18 protein-coding genes are annotated in these 16,166 nt (G+C 70.2%); 16 read left to right on the top strand and 2 right to left on the bottom strand.

Annotation, left to right across the window (positions count from 1 at the left end):
- Positions 1-11: 11 nt before the first annotated feature.
- Both ACK4TH_RS08145 and ACK4TH_RS08140 read right to left on the bottom strand, forming a co-directional pair.
- Positions 12-362, bottom strand: a complete 351-nt coding sequence (locus ACK4TH_RS08145) for a hypothetical protein (RefSeq protein WP_409624871.1) — start codon at positions 360-362, stop codon at positions 12-14.
- A 15-nt stretch (positions 363-377) separates the two neighbouring features.
- Positions 378-1,802 (bottom strand): FAD-binding oxidoreductase, encoded by a 1,425-nt coding sequence (locus ACK4TH_RS08140; protein ID WP_409624868.1) that lies wholly within the window; start codon positions 1,800-1,802, stop codon positions 378-380.
- 90 nt (positions 1,803-1,892) lie between these two features.
- Here ACK4TH_RS08140 and ACK4TH_RS08135 point away from each other — a divergent pair, with 90 nt between their 5' ends.
- From ACK4TH_RS08135 to ACK4TH_RS08060, 16 genes are all read left to right on the top strand, one after another.
- Positions 1,893-2,459, top strand: coding sequence for a cob(I)yrinic acid a,c-diamide adenosyltransferase (locus tag ACK4TH_RS08135; protein ID WP_409624865.1), 567 nt, complete (start codon positions 1,893-1,895; stop codon positions 2,457-2,459).
- A gap of 302 nt (positions 2,460-2,761) precedes the next feature.
- On the top strand, positions 2,762-3,115 hold the full coding sequence (flhD, locus tag ACK4TH_RS08130) for a flagellar transcriptional regulator FlhD (protein WP_068608075.1): 354 nt from the start codon (positions 2,762-2,764) through the stop codon (positions 3,113-3,115).
- Positions 3,116-3,162: 47 nt separating this feature from the next.
- Positions 3,163-3,726, top strand: a complete 564-nt coding sequence (gene flhC / locus ACK4TH_RS08125) for a flagellar transcriptional regulator FlhC (RefSeq protein WP_409624861.1) — start codon at positions 3,163-3,165, stop codon at positions 3,724-3,726.
- Between the two features lie 31 nt (positions 3,727-3,757).
- Positions 3,758-4,768, top strand: a complete 1,011-nt coding sequence (gene paaX, locus ACK4TH_RS08120) for a phenylacetic acid degradation operon negative regulatory protein PaaX (RefSeq protein WP_409624858.1) — start codon at positions 3,758-3,760, stop codon at positions 4,766-4,768.
- A gap of 114 nt (positions 4,769-4,882) precedes the next feature.
- The gene (paaI, locus tag ACK4TH_RS08115; RefSeq protein ID WP_409624855.1) at positions 4,883-5,374 is read left to right on the top strand and encodes a hydroxyphenylacetyl-CoA thioesterase PaaI; all 492 of its coding nucleotides are present in this window, start codon (positions 4,883-4,885) and stop codon (positions 5,372-5,374) included.
- Positions 5,375-5,417: 43 nt separating this feature from the next.
- Positions 5,418-6,743: a phenylacetate--CoA ligase PaaK gene (paaK, locus tag ACK4TH_RS08110; RefSeq protein ID WP_409624853.1), complete on the top strand. Its 1,326-nt coding sequence runs from the start codon at positions 5,418-5,420 to the stop codon at positions 6,741-6,743.
- Positions 6,744-6,776: 33 nt separating this feature from the next.
- Positions 6,777-7,787: a 1,2-phenylacetyl-CoA epoxidase subunit PaaA gene (gene paaA / locus ACK4TH_RS08105; protein WP_409624850.1), complete on the top strand. Its 1,011-nt coding sequence runs from the start codon at positions 6,777-6,779 to the stop codon at positions 7,785-7,787.
- A gap of 46 nt (positions 7,788-7,833) precedes the next feature.
- Positions 7,834-8,172: a 1,2-phenylacetyl-CoA epoxidase subunit PaaB gene (gene paaB, locus ACK4TH_RS08100; protein WP_409624847.1), complete on the top strand. Its 339-nt coding sequence runs from the start codon at positions 7,834-7,836 to the stop codon at positions 8,170-8,172.
- Entirely contained in the window at positions 8,172-8,975 is an 804-nt protein-coding gene (gene paaC, locus ACK4TH_RS08095; RefSeq protein WP_409624845.1) for a 1,2-phenylacetyl-CoA epoxidase subunit PaaC, read from the top strand. Before paaB ends, paaC begins: the two co-directional genes overlap by 1 nt.
- 14 nt (positions 8,976-8,989) lie before the next feature.
- Positions 8,990-9,532 (top strand): 1,2-phenylacetyl-CoA epoxidase subunit PaaD, encoded by a 543-nt coding sequence (gene paaD, locus ACK4TH_RS08090; protein ID WP_409624842.1) that lies wholly within the window; start codon positions 8,990-8,992, stop codon positions 9,530-9,532.
- A 25-nt stretch (positions 9,533-9,557) separates the two neighbouring features.
- The gene (gene paaE / locus ACK4TH_RS08085; protein WP_409624839.1) at positions 9,558-10,655 is read left to right on the top strand and encodes a 1,2-phenylacetyl-CoA epoxidase subunit PaaE; all 1,098 of its coding nucleotides are present in this window, start codon (positions 9,558-9,560) and stop codon (positions 10,653-10,655) included.
- Positions 10,656-10,738: 83 nt separating this feature from the next.
- The gene (locus ACK4TH_RS08080; protein ID WP_409624836.1) at positions 10,739-11,887 is read left to right on the top strand and encodes an ABC transporter substrate-binding protein; all 1,149 of its coding nucleotides are present in this window, start codon (positions 10,739-10,741) and stop codon (positions 11,885-11,887) included.
- 99 nt (positions 11,888-11,986) lie between these two features.
- Positions 11,987-13,012, top strand: a complete 1,026-nt coding sequence (locus ACK4TH_RS08075; RefSeq protein ID WP_409624833.1) for a branched-chain amino acid ABC transporter permease — start codon at positions 11,987-11,989, stop codon at positions 13,010-13,012.
- On the top strand, positions 13,009-14,889 hold the full coding sequence (locus ACK4TH_RS08070) for an ABC transporter permease subunit (protein WP_409624830.1): 1,881 nt from the start codon (positions 13,009-13,011) through the stop codon (positions 14,887-14,889). The genes ACK4TH_RS08075 and ACK4TH_RS08070 overlap by 4 nt, the downstream gene beginning before the upstream one ends.
- Positions 14,886-15,665: an ABC transporter ATP-binding protein gene (locus ACK4TH_RS08065; protein ID WP_409624827.1), complete on the top strand. Its 780-nt coding sequence runs from the start codon at positions 14,886-14,888 to the stop codon at positions 15,663-15,665. Before ACK4TH_RS08070 ends, ACK4TH_RS08065 begins: the two co-directional genes overlap by 4 nt.
- Positions 15,666-15,743: 78 nt before the next feature.
- A partial coding sequence (locus ACK4TH_RS08060; RefSeq protein ID WP_409624824.1) for an aldehyde dehydrogenase family protein occupies positions 15,744-16,166 on the top strand: 423 nt, incomplete at its 3' end.

The raw sequence follows: 16,166 nt of genomic DNA, 5'->3' as shown, positions 1-16,166 counted from the left end.
TGCTGGTAGCGCTACGCCAGCGTGATGCCGGTGACGCCGAGCACCGTGCCGATCAGCAGTCCCACGCCCCAGCGGGGGATGACGCGCGCCAGCGGTTCGCCGTTCGACCGGTCTTCCGTGCTGGCGGTGGACCAGCGGTACAACAGCGCATACAGGGCCACCGAAGTCAGCGCGACGAACGCCCACCCCTTGAGCAGATTGGCCCGCGCCAGGGTCTCGGGGTCGGGAAACCACCACGACAGCAGGGTGTCCGACAGCGTGATCCACAGGGCGGCGAGCGTGGCGTACAGCGCCACCACCCACAGCGCCAGCCGTTGCCGGCGCACGGTGCCGTCGGGCGAGGAAGGGGGCGGGGGCCGCATGGTAGGGGCGCGCCGTCAGCGCGCGACGATCTTGCCGGGGTTGAGGATGTCGTGCGGGTCCAGCGCCGCCTTGATCGCGCGCATCAGCGCCAGCGCGCCGTCACCGGCCTCGGCCCGCAGGAAGCCCATCTTGTGCAGACCCACGCCATGCTCGCCCGTGCAGGTACCGCCGCTGGCCAGCGCGCGCTCGACCAGCGCCTGGTTCAACCGCTCGGCGGCGGCGCGCTCGGCCATGTCATCCGGGTCGATCAGATAGCCCATGTGGAAGTTGCCGTCCCCCACATGTCCGACCATGAAATAGGGGATGCCGGCCGCGTCCGCTTCGGCCACGGCGGCCAGCACATTGTCGGCCAGCCGGCTGATCGGCACACAGGCGTCGGTGGTGATGGCGCGGCAGCCCGGGCGGCTTTGCACGCCGGCAAAGTAGGCGTTGTGGCGCGCCGTCCACAGGCGCGTGCGCTCCTCGGGCGTGGTGGCCCACTCGAAGGCCTGGCCGCCGTGCTCGTCGGCGATGGCCTGCACCATCTCGGCCTGCTCCTGCACGCCGCTGGGCGAGCCGTGGAACTCCATCAGCAGCATGGGCTCTTCGCGCAGGCCCACCTTGCTGTGGGCGTTGACGGCACGCACGGTGCGCGCATCCAACAGCTCGCAGCGCGCGATGGGGATGCCCATCTGGATGATGGCGATGGTGGTGCGCACCGCCGCCTCCACGCTGGGGAAGGAGCAAATGGCGGCCGAAATCGCCTCGGGCAGCGGGTACAGGCGCACGGTGATTTCGGTCATCACGCCCAGCGTCCCCTCGCTGCCCACGAACAGGCGCGTCAAGTCGTAGCCGGCGCTGCTCTTGCGCGCGTGCGTGCCCGTGCGCAGCACCTCGCCGCCGGCGGTCACCACCTCCAGGGCCAGCACGTTCTCGCGCATGGTGCCGTAGCGCACGGCGTTGGTGCCGCTGGCGCGCGTGGCGGCCATGCCGCCGATGGACGCATCCGCACCCGGATCGATGGGGAAGAACAGCCCCAGGTGTTTGATGGCCTCGTTGAGCTGCTTGCGCGTCACCCCAGGCTGTACGGTGGCGGTCAGGTCCTCCGGGCGCACGGCCAGCACCTGGTTCATGCGGCTGACGTCCAGGCTGATGCCGCCTTGTACGGCCAGCAGGTGCCCCTCCAGCGATGAGCCCACGCCAAACGGGATGACCGGCACGCGCCACTGCGCCGCGATGCGCAGCGCATCGGCCACGTCCGCGGTCGACTCGGCAAACACCACCGCCGCCGGAGGCGGGATGTGGGTGTAGGCCGACTCGTCGCGGCCGTGCTGCTCGCGCACGGCCAGCGCCGTCGAGCAGCGCGCCTGAAACCGGGCCTGCAACGCGGCCAGGGCGTCGGCCGGCAGCGGCCGCGGCTGCACGTCGGGCAGCAGGGGGGCGGACAAAGGGGCGTTCATGGGCTCTCCAGCGGCGGTGGGACGGTGCCAGGCGGGTTTCCGATAATGCCGGGATTATCGGCTTGGACCGTGCACGAAGGGGCAACAGTCATGGGCAATCGACTCACGCAAATCGCCACCCGCACCGGCGACGGGGGCACCACGGGGCTGGGCAACAACCAGCGCGTCAGCAAAAACAGCCTGCGGGTGCATGCCATGGGGGATGTGGACGAGCTCAACTCCCACATCGGCCTGCTGCTGTGCGAGGACATGCCGGCCGATGTGCGCGCGGTGCTGGTGGAGATCCAGCACCAGCTCTTCAACCTGGGCGGCGAGCTGAGCGTGCCGGGCTTCGAGCTGCTCAAACCCGAGGCGGTGCTGGCCCTGGACGAGGCGCTGGAGTGCTACAACGCCCAATTGCCGCGCTTGCGGGAGTTCATCCTGCCCGCGGGGACCCGCGCCGCCGCGCAGGCGCACGTGTGCCGCACCGTCGCCCGCCGCGCCGAGCGCAGCGTGGTCGCCCTGGGGCAGGAGGAGGCCATCCACGATGCGCCGCGGCAGTACCTCAACCGCCTGAGCGATCTGATGTTCGTGCTGGCGCGGGTGCTCAACCGCATGCATGGGGGCGACGACGTGTACTGGAAGAGCGAGCGCATGCAGCGCGGGGAACCGGGCTGACCGGTCGTGTTCACACCCGCATCATGGTCTGGTTGAACACGCGCAGCACCTGACCGAACACCGCGTCGAAACCATAGAACCAATCCCAGGGGTGTCAAGCGCCCATGTCCGTCAGCGGAAGGGCGCGTGTCGGAATTTTTCCGACAAGGGGCCTGACGGAGGCCGACACGGCGAACAGACACCTTCCGATTCAAGCAAAGGAGGCGGGTTTTCACAATCCTTTTCAACGAACCGACGCTTTTCGGGCTGTGTTAAACCCCCCCCGGCCCGGGGCGTGCCAACCGACGAAAAGGAGTGCTGCCATGACCGCCACCGCCGCCCTGAACGAGACCGACCGCGAGCAACTGCTGGCCGAGATCCGCGAGGCCAATCTGACCTACCTGATGCTCGCGCAGCGCCTGATCCGCGCCGACAAAGCCGAGGCCACCTTCCGCCTGGGCCTGAGCGAGGAGTCGGCCGATCTGCTCGCCGCCCTGTCGCCGGCGCAGATCGTCAAGCTGGCCAGCCACAACACGCTGCTGTGCCGCTTCCAGGCGGACGACGACATGGTCTGGAAGCTGCTGACCAGCAGCCACGCCCCCCAACGTTCGGTGGGCGAGGCCGCGCAGCGCCTGCACGCCAGCATCCTGATGGCCGGCCGCCTCGCCAACGTCTGACCGCCGCCCGCTCACCCCCTGCCCCCTCGTTCGCCCGGAGCCCCGCCATGACCACCGCCGCCGTCCGCAAGTCGCCCGCCCGCAGCATCGTCCACGAAAGCCGCGACATCGAGCGCGCCGTCGCCCTCATCGGTCTGGGCGCGCGCCTGCAGGTGCTGGAGAGCGAGACCAACCTGTCGTACGAGAAGCTGCTGCGGCTGTACAAAGAGGTCACCGGCCGCTCGCCGAGCAAAGGGCAACTGCCGTTTTCCACGGACTGGTTTTTGGCCTGGCAGCCCAACATCCACGCCTCGCTGTTCGAGAACATCCGCCAGTCGCTGCTCAAGACCGTGGCGCTGGACGACATCGACGCCATCATGAAGGCCTACCGCCTGTACGAGGAGCAGATGCAGGTCTGCGGCATCGAGCCGCTGCTGAGCTTCACCCGCGCTTGGCGGCTGAGCCGCTTCATGGACGCCGGCATGCTGGTGCGCACGCGCTGCACCTGCTGCGGCGGGCACTTCGTCGCCGACCCCTACGTCAACGCCCGCCACTACGTGTGCGGTTTGTGCAAGCCGCCGGCGCGTGCCGGCAAGGGCCGCGCCGAAGGGGCGCTGCGCGTCGACGCCTGACGCCCTGCGGGCCGGCGCTACCATCGCGGGCATGTCCCGCTCCCGTTCCGTGGCGGCGCCGGCCGCGCCCGCTTCGCCCGCCCCCGATGCGCTGCAGGCGCGCATCGAGTCCTTCACCCATCTGGACCGTGTTCACGCGGGCTCGCTGATCATCTCGGTGTTTGGCGACGCCGTGCTGCCGCGCGGCGCGCGCCTGTGGTTGGGCAGCCTGATCCAGTTGCTGGAGCCGCTGGGCATCAACGAGCGCCTGGTGCGCACGGCCGTCTACCGGCTGGTGCAGGACGGCTGGCTGGTCAACCAGGCCTGCGGCCGGCGCACCGACTACATGCTCACCGCCGCGGGGCGTGCCCGCTTCGAGGAAGCGTCGCGCCAGATTTATGCCGCGCGCGCCCCGCGCTGGGACTTGCACTGGCGGCTGCTGCTGGTCACCGGCGCGCTGTCGCCGCGCGACCGTGAGCGCTTGCGCCGGTCGCTGTTTTGGCAGGGCTATGGCGAGCTGCCCGGGGGTATCTTCGTGCACCCCAGCGCGGACGTGGGCGCGACCTTCGAGGCCTTGCAGGCCGACGGGCTGGGCGAGCGCCGCGCCGACCTGCTGCCCCTGCGTGCCGAGCGCCTGCCCCTGCGCGGCACCGCCCCCGACCGCGACCTGGTGCGCCAGGCGTGGAACCTGGAGGCGCTGGCAGGCGACTACGCGGCCTTCGTGGCGCGGTATGCCCCGCTCGTGGCGCAGTTGGAGGCGCACGGCCCCCCCGCACCCGCGCCGGCCTTTCTGGGGCGCACGCTGCTCATCCACGACTGGCGGCGTTTGTTGCTGCGCGACCCCCAGTTGCCCGAGGAATTGCTGCCGCGTGACTGGCCCGGCGAGCGTGCGCGCCACGTCTGCCGGCGCCTGTACCGGCTGCTGCTCGCCCCGGCCGAACAACACCTGGACGAGCGGCTGCACCTGGCCGACGGCCACGTGCCGGGCGCGGCCAACTGGCTGTGGCAGCGCTTCGAGCCCACGGAGGACGAATGCTCCCTGGGCGCGCCGCGTCTGGCGTGAGGGCGTGATCGCGCCGCTGGGACCGCCGCAGGGTTTCGGGTAAACCCTGATGCGCACAGGGTCGACTTTCATTGATACTGAATTGTAAATTCGCGCCACGATTTTTGTATCACGATGAGCGTCGACGCCGCCTCTCCCGCCACCGACCCGCAGGCCCTGGCCGAAGCGGTCGGGGCCGCCATGTGGTCCCGCGACCACGCCACCCAGGCGCTGGGCATGCGCCTCGACGCCATCGCACCGGGCCGGGCCGTGCTGTCCATGCCCGTGCGGCGCGACATGGTCAACGGCCACGCCATCTGCCACGGCGGTCTGATCTTCACGCTGGCCGACAGCGCCTTTGCCTATGCCTGCAACAGCTACAACCACAACACGGTGGCGTCGGCCTGCCACATCGACTTTCTGGCGCCGGCGCGTGAGGGCGACGTGCTGGAGGCCGAGGCCGTCGAGCGCTCGCTGGCGGGGCGCACGGGGGTGTACGACATCACCGTGCGCGTGCGGGGCGGGCGCACCGTGGCCCTGTTTCGCGGCAAAAGCTACCGGCTCAGCGGCGAGGTGATCGCCGGGCTGGCCCAGGCGGCCGACGGTGCCGCATCCTGCTCGCGCTGATGCGGCGCGGCCTTTTTCCGAGACTTCCCCCCTGGAGACCCCGATGCCCGTCCAAGCCCCGCGCCCCGGCGATCTGGAGCCGATCGAGACCGCCAGCCGCGACGAGATCGCGGCGCTGCAGCTCGAGCGCCTGAAGTGGAGCGTGCGCCACGCCTACGAGAACGTGCCGCACTACCGCGCCAAGTTCGACGCCGCCGGCGTCCATCCGGACGACCTCAAGACGCTGGCGGACCTGGCCAAGTTTCCGTTCACCACCAAGGCCGACCTGCGCGACAACTACCCGTTCGGGATGTTCGCCGTGCCGCGGGGGCAGGTGGTGCGCATCCACGCCTCGTCCGGCACCACCGGCAAGCCCACCGTCGTCGGCTACACCCAGCGCGACATCGACACCTGGGCCAACCTCGTGGCGCGCTCGATCCGCGCCGCCGGCGGTCGCGCCGGCGACATCGTGCACGTCGCCTACGGCTACGGCCTGTTCACCGGCGGGCTGGGGGCGCACTACGGCGCCGAGCGGCTGGGCTGCACCGTCATTCCGATGTCGGGCGGGCAGACCGAGCGCCAGGTGCAGCTGATCATGGACTTCAAGCCCGACATCATCATGGTCACGCCCTCCTACTCCCTGGTGATCGCCGAGGAGTTCGAGCGGCTGGGCATCGCGCCGGAGCAGATTCCGCTGAAGGTCGGCATCTTCGGCGCCGAGCCGTGGGGCGAGGGCATGCGCGCCGAGATCGAGCGCAAGCTCGGGCTGGACGCGGTGGACATCTACGGCCTGTCCGAGGTGATGGGCCCAGGTGTGGCCAACGAGTGCATCGAGACCAAGGACGGGCCGGTGATCTGGGAGGACCACTTCTACCCCGAGATCATCGACCCCGACACCGGCGAGGTCCTGCCCGACGGCGAGGAGGGCGAGCTGGTCTTCACCTCGCTGACCAAGGAGGCGATGCCCATCATCCGCTACCGCACGCGCGACCGCACGCGGCTGCTGCCGCCCACCGCGCGCAGCTTCCGCCGCATGGACCGCATCACCGGCCGCACCGACGACATGATCATCCTGCGCGGCGTCAACGTGTTTCCGACGCAGATCGAGGAGCAGATCCTGCGCGACGCGCAGTTGTCGGGCAACTACCTGCTGGTGCTGACGCGCGACGGCCATCTGGATCAATTGGAAGTGCGCTGCGAGCTGCAGCGCCATCTGAGCGGACGCCTCTCGGACGCCGAGCGCGTGGCGATCGGCCGCGAGCTGCAGCACCGCATCAAGACCTTCATCGGTGTCAGCACCCGCGTCACGGTGCTGGATGCCGACGCACTGCCGCGCACCCAGACCGGCAAGGCCAAGCGGGTGCAGGACGACCGCCCCCGCACCGCCTGACGCCGCCGCCCCTTCCGCCACCGGAGACCCACCATGTACACCCAAGCGCTGAGCATCCCCGACCCGGCCTCGGCCAAGGTCCAGCCGATCCAGCCCGACGAGCCGGCCGACAAGCTGGACGCCTTCCAGGCGCGCATCGACGCCGACGGCCGCATCGAGCCGCAGGACTGGATGCCCGAGGCCTACCGCAAGACCCTGGTGCGCCAGATCAGCCAGCACGCCCACAGCGAGGTGGTGGGCATGCTGCCGGAGGGCAACTGGATCACGCGCGCGCCCAGCCTCAAGCGCAAGGCCATCCTGCTGGCCAAGGTGCAGGACGAGGGTGGCCACGGCCTGTATCTCTACTCGGCGGCCGAGACGCTGGGCGTCAGCCGCGCCGAGCTGATCGAGCAACTGCTCACCGGCCGCGCCAAGTACAGCTCGATCTTCAACTACCCGACCCTCAACTGGGCCGACGTCGGCGTCATCGGCTGGCTGGTGGACGGTGCGGCGATCATGAACCAGATCCCGCTGTGCCGCTGCAGCTACGGGCCGTATGCGCGCGCGATGATCCGCATCTGCAAGGAGGAGAGCTTCCACCAGCGCCAGGGCTACGAGCTGCTGCTGACGATGATGCGTGGCACCGAGGCGCAGCGCCGCATGGTGCAGGACGCCGTCGACCGCTGGTGGTGGAAGTGCCTGGCGATGTTCGGCCCGCCCGACAGCGCCAGCGTGCACAGCGAGCAGAGCATGCGCTGGGGCATCAAGCGCATCAGCAACGACGAGCTGCGCCAGAAGTTCGTCGACGCCACCGTGCCGCAGGCCGAGGTGCTGGGCGTGACGCTGCCGGACCCGAAGCTGAAGTGGAACCCCGAGCGCGGCCACTACGACTTCGGCGAGATCGACTGGGACGAGTTCTGGCGCACCGTCAACGGCCACGGCCCCTGCAACAAGGAGCGCCTGGCCACCCGTGTCAAGGCGCACGAGGACGGTGCCTGGGTGCGCGAAGGCGCCTTGGCCCATGCCCGCAAGCGCCGCGAGCGCGATCTGAAGGCCGCCGCCTGAGCGCCGGCGCCCCGTCATCGACCCGAGCGACCCAAGGAGTCCCCCGATGAGCCAACCCGTCACCCCCGCGGGCGCGGATGCGTCTGCCAAAGCCACCCCGGCCCTCAAAGACTGGCCGCTGTGGGAAGTCTTCGTGCGCAGCAAGCAGGGCCTGGAGCACAAGCACTGCGGCAGCCTGCACGCCGCCGACGCCGAGCACGCGCTGCAAATGGCGCGCGACATCTACACCCGCCGCCAGGAAGGCGTCAGCATCTGGGTCGTGCCCTCGGCGGCGATCGTCGCCAGCCGACCCAACGACAAGGGTGAGTTCTTCGAGCCGGCGGCCGACAAGATCTACCGCCACCCGACCTTCTACGACATCCCCGAAGAAGTGGGGCACATGTGATGGACGCCGTGGCCACCGACACGACCGTGCTGGTCGACTACCTGCTGCACCTGGGCGACAACGCCCTGGTGCTGGGTCAACGCAACAGCCAGTGGTGTGGCGTCGGGCCCGTTCTGGAGGAAGATCTGGCGCTGGCCAACCAGACGCTGGACCTGATCGGCCAGGCGCGCCTGCTGTACCAGGAGGTCGCCCGTCTGCAGGGGGGCGATGTCACCGAGGACACGCTGGCCTATTTCCGCGACGCGCCGGCGTTTCGCAACTACGTGCTGTTGGAGCTGCCGGCCAGCCTGGCACGCGTCGGCTACGCGCAGGGCGACATGGACTGGGGCGTGACGCTGGCGCGCAACTTCCTGTACAGCGCGCTGATGGTGCCGCTGTGGGACGCGCTGCAGGCCAGCCGCCACGAGCCGCTGTCCGCCATCGCCGCCAAGTCGCTCAAGGAGGCGCGCTACCACCTGCGCCACGCCAGCGAATGGGTGGTGCGCCTGGGCGACGGCACGCAGGAGTCGCACGCGCGCATGCAGGCGGCCTTCGACCACCTGATGCCCTATACGCAGGAGTTCTGGACGGCGAGCGACTTCGAGCGCGCGGCGGTGGAGGCCGGCGTCGGCGTCGAGGTGGCCGGGCTGCGGGACGTCTGGCGTGCCACCGTCGCCGACACCCTGCAAGAGGCCACGCTGCGCATCCCGTCCGATCAGGGGTATGTGCCCCAGGGCAAGAACGGCCTGCACTCCGAGCACCTGAGCTACCTGCTGGGCGAGATGCAGTCGGTGGCGCGTGCCCATCCCGGTGCGGTTTGGTGAATCCCGCTCCGGCCATGTCGACCGCCGCCCTGCCCGTGAACGCCGAGTCGATCGAGCGCGTGCGCGCCGCCCTCGATGGTCTGACGGACCCCGAGATTCCCGTCGTCACGTTGGCGGAGATGGGCATTCTGCGCGATGTGCGTCCCGCCGCCGACGATCCGGCGCTGGTCGAAGTGGTCATCACGCCCACCTACAGCGGCTGCCCGGCCATGGGGCAGATCGAGGACGACGTGCGCGCCACCCTGCAGCGGCTGGGCGTGCCGGCCCGCGTGACCACGCAGCTCGCCCCCGCCTGGACGACGGACTGGATGACCGAGGCGGCGCGCGACAAGCTGCGCGCCTACGGCATCGCCCCGCCGGGCCGCTGCAGCGCCGAGGGGACCGGCCCGGGCGAGCGCATCGTGCGTTTCGTGCCGCGCGCGCCCGATCCGGTCGCCTGCCCGCGCTGCGGCTCCACCCACACCCGCGAGGTGTCGCACTTCGGCTCCACCGCCTGCAAAGCGCTGTGGCAGTGCCTGGACTGCCGCGAGCCGTTCGACCACTTCAAGCCCCATTGACCACCCACCGACCGTCGAGGGTTCCATGAGCGTTCCCCATTTCCACGAACTCACCGTCAAGCGCGTCAGCCCCGAGGCCGCCGGCTCCGTGGCCGTCACCTTCGACATCCCGGGCCCGCTGCGCGACACCTTCCGCTTCGAGCCCGGGCAGTACCTGACCCTGCGCACCCGCCTGGACGGGCAGGAGCTGCGCCGCAACTACTCCATCTGCAGCCCGCGCTCGCGCCTGGAACGCCAGGGCGAGCTGGAGGTCGGCATCCGGCCCGTCCAGGGTGGGCGCTTTTCCAACTGGGCGGCCACGGCGCTGCGGCCGGGACAGCGGCTGGAGGTGATGCCGCCGGAGGGGCGCTTCACGGTGCAGCGCCCGCGCGCGCTGCACCGCGTGGGCTTTGCCGCCGGCTCGGGCATCACGCCCATCCTGTCCATTGCCGCCAGCACGCTGGAGGAGCAACCCGAGTCCAAGTTCACCCTGGTCTACGGCAACCGGCGCACGGCGACCATCATGTTCAACGAGGCGCTGCAGGACCTCAAGGACCGCTATCCCGACCGCTTCACCATGATCCACGTGCTGTCGCGTCAGGCGCAGGAGGTGGACTTGCTGCAGGGCCGGCTGGACGAGGCCAAGGTGCGCGCCATCATGGACGCGCTGCTGCCACCGGCCAGCATGGACGAGGTCTTCATCTGCGGCCCGGAGGCGATGATCCAGGCCACCGAGCAGGCGCTGCTGGCCGCGGGCGTGCCCCCACAGCGCATCCGCACCGAGCGCTTCACCACCGGTGCGGCGCACGCCGCCAAGGTGCAGGCCGATGTCGATGCCGCGGGGGGGCGCCGGCCGGCGCAGGCCGCCGCCCAGGCCATCGTGGTGCTGGACGGCAAGCAGCACGAGGTGCCCATCGGTGCCGGCGAGGCGGTGCTGGATGCCGCGCTGGAGGCCGGGCTGGACCTGCCCTACTCCTGCAAAGGCGGGGTGTGCAGCACCTGCCGCGCCAAGGTGCTGGAAGGCCGCGTGACGATGGAGCGCAACTTCGGCCTGACCGACGACGAGGTGGCGCGCGGCTTCGTGCTCACCTGCCAATCGCACCCGGTGACCGAGCGCCTGGTGCTCAGTTTCGACGAGCGTTGACATGCACGATAGTGCATGTTACAAGCATTGCTGACCGGCCCGCACCGCCGGCCGATTTCCCCACCCACCCGAGGAGACTTTTCATGACCCTGCGCAAACGCTTGCTCGCTTTGGTCGCCGCCGCTGGCCTGACCGGCGCCGCCTGGGCCGACATCACGGTCGGCGTCACCGTCTCGGCCACCGGGCCCGCGGCCTCGCTCGGCATCCCGGAGAAGAACACCATCTCTCTCATGCCCAAAACCATCGGCGGCGAGAAGGTCAACTACATCGTGCTCGACGACGCCAGCGACACCACCGCGGCCGTCACCAACACGCGCAAGCTGATCAGCGAAAACAAGGTCGATGTCGTCATCGGTTCCACCATCACGCCCAATTCGCTGGCCATGATCGACGTCGTGGCCGAGGCGCAGGTGCCCATGATCTCCATGGCCGCCTCGGCGCGCATCGTCGAGCCGGTGGATGCCAAGAAGCGCTGGGTGTTCAAGACGCCGCAGAACGACATTCTGATGGCCATGGCGATTGCCACCCACATGGCCGACAACGGGGTGCGCAATGTGGCCTTCATCGGCTTTGCCGACGCCTACGGCGAAGGCTGGTATCAGGAGTTCGTCAAGGCCGCTGGCGTCAAGAAGCTGCAAATCGTGGCCAATGAGCGCTACAACCGCGCCGACACCTCGGTGACCGGACAGGTGCTCAAGATCGTCGCGGCGCGGCCCGATGCGGTGCTGATCGCGGGCTCCGGCACCCCCGCTGCCCTGCCGCAAAAGACCCTCAAGGAGCGCGGCTTCAACGGCAAGATCTACCAGACCCACGGCGTGGCCAACAACGACTTCCTGCGTGTCTGCGGGAAGGACTGCGAAGGCACGCTGCTGCCCGCGGGCCCGATGCTGGTGGCCAGTCAGTTGCCCAACGACCACCCGGTCAAGAAGTCGGCGCAGGCCTATGTGCAGGCCTATGAAGGCGCCTACGGCCAGGGTTCGGTGAGCACCTTCGGCGGCCACGCCTGGGATGCCGGCCTGCTGCTCGCCGCCGCGGCGCCCGAGGCGCTCAAGAAGGCCAAGCCGGGCACGCCGGCGTTCCGCGCCGCGCTGCGCGATGCGCTGGAAGGCCTGAAGAACGTGGCCGGTGCGCACGGCATCTTCACCATGTCGCCCACCGACCATGCCGGCCTGGACCAGCGCGCCCGCGTGATGGTCAAAGTCGAAAACGGCACCTGGAAGTACCAGCCCTGAGCCCTCGCCCCGGGCGCGCCGCCATCGCGGATGCCGTGCGCACGGGTGTTCCGTTGACCTTGCCGGCGGCGCCAGCCGCCGGTGCTGTGGTGTGACCCCATGGATCTGCAAATCGCCCTGTTCCTGGGCCAGGACGGGATCATCAACGGTGCCATTTATGCCCTGATGGCACTGGCGCTCGTGCTCGTGTTCTCCGTGACGCGGGTGATTTTCGTCCCGCAGGGCGAGCTGGTGGCCTATGGCGCGCTCACGATGGCGGTGTTGCAGGCCGGCGGCACCCCCGCGACCCTGTGGCTGCTGCTGGCCATGGCGGCTGCGACGCTGGCCGTGGAGGCGTGGCGCCAGCGGCGCGGCGGGCAGGTGGACTGGTGGTCCACCGGTCTGTGGTGCGGCGTGCTGCCGGCGCTGGCGGCGCTGGCCGTCTGGTGGCAGCCGACCACGCTGGTGGGCAAGGCGCTGACCGTGCTGCTGTTGGTGACGCCCTTGGGGCCGTTGACCTATCGGCTGGCGTTTCGGCCGCTGTCGCACGCCACGGTGCTGGTGCTGCTGATCGTCTCGGTCGCGCTGCATGGCGTGCTCATGGGACTGGGGCTGTGGTTCTTTGGCGCCGAGGGCTCGCGCACGCCGCCGTTTTCCGAGGCGCGGTTCGACCTCGGCAGCGTGCCCGTCAGCGGACAGTCGTTGGTGGTGCTGGGCGTGACCGGGCTGCTGGTGGTGGCGATGTTCGTGTTCTTCGAGCGCACGCTGCTCGGCAAAGCGCTGCGTGCCACGGCGATCAACCGCGTCGGCGCGCGCCTGATGGGCATTCCCACCGAGCTGTCCGGCGATCTGAGTTTTGCCCTGGCGGCGCTGATCGGGGCGGTGTCCGGGTTGCTCATCGCGCCCATCACGACCATTTACTACGACACGGGCTTCTTGATCGGCCTCAAGGGCTTCGTCGCCGCGATCATCGGTGGTTTGGCCAGCTACCCGGCTGCCCTGCTGGGCGCGGTGCTGGTGGGGCAGCTCGAGGCCTTCGCGTCGTTTTGGGCCAGCGCCTTCAAGGAGGTGCTGGTGTTCACACTGATCATCCCCGTGCTGCTGTGGCGCTCGCTGCGCAGCCACCATGTGGAGGACGAGGAATGAGCGCCGAAACCCGCGCCCCCCACGTCGCCGCCGCCGCGCCCGCGACCACCGGCGTTGGGGTATCGCCCCGCTGGGTGACGCTCGGCCTGGTGTTGGCGCTGGCCGCCGCTTGGGGTTTCCTGCCCGATTTCACCATCACCCTGCTCAACTACATCGGGCTGCACGCCCTGGTGGCGCTGGGGCTGGTCATGCTGACCGGTGTGGGGGGCATGACCTCGTTTGGTCAGGCCGCCTTCGTGGGCCTGGGGGCCTATGCGACGGCCTGGGTCTGCACATCGCCCGACGTGGCTGCCGCCCTGTCCGGCCTGCCCCCGCAGGCTTTGCCGTGGGTGGGGCTGGTCCTTGGGGTGGTGCTGACCTTCGGGGTGGCCTGGGGGCTGGGTGCGGTGACGCTGCGCCTGGGGGGGCACTACCTGCCGTTGGCCACCATCGCCTGGGGGCTGAGCCTGTATTTCCTGTTCGGCAATTTGGGCTTTCTGGGCGGGCACACCGGAGTCACTGGCATCGCCCCGCTGACGCTGTTGGGCGTGTCGCTGGCCGATCCGCGCGCGCTGGGCATCCTGATCTGGGCGATTCTGCTGCTGGCGGTGTGGGCGCTGCACAACCTGCTCGATTCGCGCGAGGGGCGCGCCATCCGCGCGCTCAAGACCGGCCGCGTCATGGCCGAGTCCATGGGCGTGGACACGGCGCGCCAGCGCATCAAGGTGTTCGTGTTGGCGGCGCTGCTGGCGGCGGTGTCGGGCTGGTTGTATGCGCACCTGCAGCGCTTCGTCAACCCCACGCCGTTCAATCTGAACATCGGGATCGAGTATTTGTTCATGGCGGTGGTGGGCGGCAGCGGGCACCTGTGGGGGGCGCTGCTCGGCGCAACGCTGATCGCCTTGCTCAAGGAGCAGTTGCAAGACTGGCTGCCCAAGCTGTTTGGCATGAGCGGCAATTTCGAGGTGATCGTCTTTGGCCTGCTGATGATGCTGGTGCTGCAGCGCTACGCGGACGGGCTGTGGCCCACGCTGGCCGGCTGGGCGCGCCGGGCGGGCGTGGTGGCTCCGCCGCGCAAGCTGCCGGCGCCGGCTGCCTTGCCGGGCCGTGCCTTGCCCGCCGTCGGTACGGTGCTGATCGAGGCACGCGACGTCACCAAGCGCTTTGGCGGCCTGGTGGCCAACAGCCAGGTGTCGCTGGACGTGCGTGCCGGCGAAGTGCACGCGCTGATCGGCCCCAACGGCGCCGGCAAGAGCACCTTCTTCAACATGATCTCCGGCGTGGACGACCCCACCGAGGGGGAGGTGCGGCTGCTGGGGCAGCCCATGGTCGGGCGACCCTCTCGGGACTTCGCCGCCCTGGGGCTGGGGAGGACCTTCCAGCACGTGCGGCTGCTGGGGCAGCGCAGCGTGCTGGACAACGTCGCGCTGGGCGCGCACCTGCGCGGGCGGCGCGGCTGGCTGGCCAGCATGCTGCGGCTCGACCGCCATGAGGAGGCGGCGCTGCTCGCGGAGGCGATGCGCCAGATCGAGCGCTGCGGGCTGGCCGAGCACGCGCACACGCCGGCGGGCTCGCTCGCTTTAGGGCAGCAGCGCGTCGTTGAGATCGCCCGGGCGCTGGCGGGCCAGCCGGCGCTGCTGCTGCTGGACGAGCCGGCCGCCGGCCTGCGCCATCTGGAAAAACAGGCGCTCGCCCGACTGCTGGATCAGCTGCGCCGCGAGGGGCTGGGCATCCTGATCGTGGAGCACGACATGGAATTCGTGATGAACCTGGCCGACCGCATCACGGTGCTGGACTTTGGCACCGTGATCGCGCGCGGCACACCGGCCGAGGTGCAGCGCGATCCGCGCGTGCTGGCGGCCTACCTGGGCGACGACGGGCTGGGGAGCGTGGCATGAGCGCCGCCGAACGTCCGCCACTGCTGCGCCTGCGTGGCTTTTCCGTCTCCTACGGGCCGGTGGAGGCGCTGCACCAGGTCGACCTCGACGTGCACGAGGGCGAAATCGTCACCGTCATCGGCCCCAACGGCGCGGGCAAGACCACGCTGCTCAACGCCGCGATGGGGTTGCTGCCGTCGCGCGGCGAGCTGGCCGTGGCCGGCGAGGTGGTGCCGCGTCCGAGCGTGGAGCGCATGGTGGCGCGGCAGGTGGCGCTGGTGCCGGAGAAGCGCGAGCTGTTCGGCGAGATGTCGGTGGAGGACAACCTGCTGCTGGGCGGCTTTGCGCGCTGGCGCCGCGGCGACCGCACGCAGCGCGAGCGGATGGAGGAGGTGTTCGCGATCTTTCCGCGCCTGCGCGAGCGCCGGGCCCAGATGGCGGCGACGCTGTCCGGCGGCGAGCGCCAGATGCTGGCGATCGGCCGCGCGCTGATGGCCAAGCCGCGCCTGCTGATGCTGGACGAGCCCTCGCTGGGCCTGGCCCCCCTGATCGTGCGCGAGGTGCTGCAGACCGTGGCGCGGCTGCGCGAGGTCGGCGTGTCGGTGCTGCTGATCGAGCAGAACGCCCGCGCCGCGCTGCAGATCGCCGACCGCGGCTACGTGCTGGAGATGGGCGCCATCGCCCTGCACGGCGCTGCCGAGGACCTGCTGCACGACCGCCGCATCGTCGAGACCTACCTGGGCCTGGGCGGCCACCGTGCCGCCGAGCCGGCCGCCCCGTCCACGCCTGCCGCCTGACACCCCACCCGCTGTGTCCGCGCCGGGCCCGGCGCGGCGCCCCGCATGTTTCTGTTTTCGAGTGAGAGCACGACCCCGATGAACGACACCCCCGTCCTGCAGAGCTACATCGCCGGCCGCTGGTTCGGCCACACCCCGGCGCAGAGGCTGGCCAGCGCCGTCAACGGCCGCCCGGTGGCGGCCACGCACGCCGAGCCGATCGACTTCGCCGAGGCGCTGGCGCACGCGCGCCGGGCGCAGGCGGCGCTGCTGCGGCTGGACTTCCAGCAGCGCGCCGCGCGCCTGAAGGCGCTGGCCAAGTTTCTGATCGAGCGCAAGGAAGCGCTGTACGCCGTCTCGGCCCACACCGGCGCGACGCGCCAGGACGGCTGGATCGACATCGAAGGCGGCATCGGCACGCTGTTCGCCTACGCCAGCCTGGGCAGCAACGAACTGCCGAGCGGCAACCTGCTGCACGAGGGGCCGCCGGTGCCGCTGGGCAAGCAGGGGCACTTCACCGGT

Source organism: Tepidimonas sp., from assembly GCF_046292505.1.
GTDB lineage: Bacteria > Pseudomonadota > Gammaproteobacteria > Burkholderiales > Burkholderiaceae_C > Tepidimonas.
The sequence above is the reverse complement of the archived record's forward strand: the minus strand, read 5'-3'. Positions and strand labels throughout refer to the sequence as shown.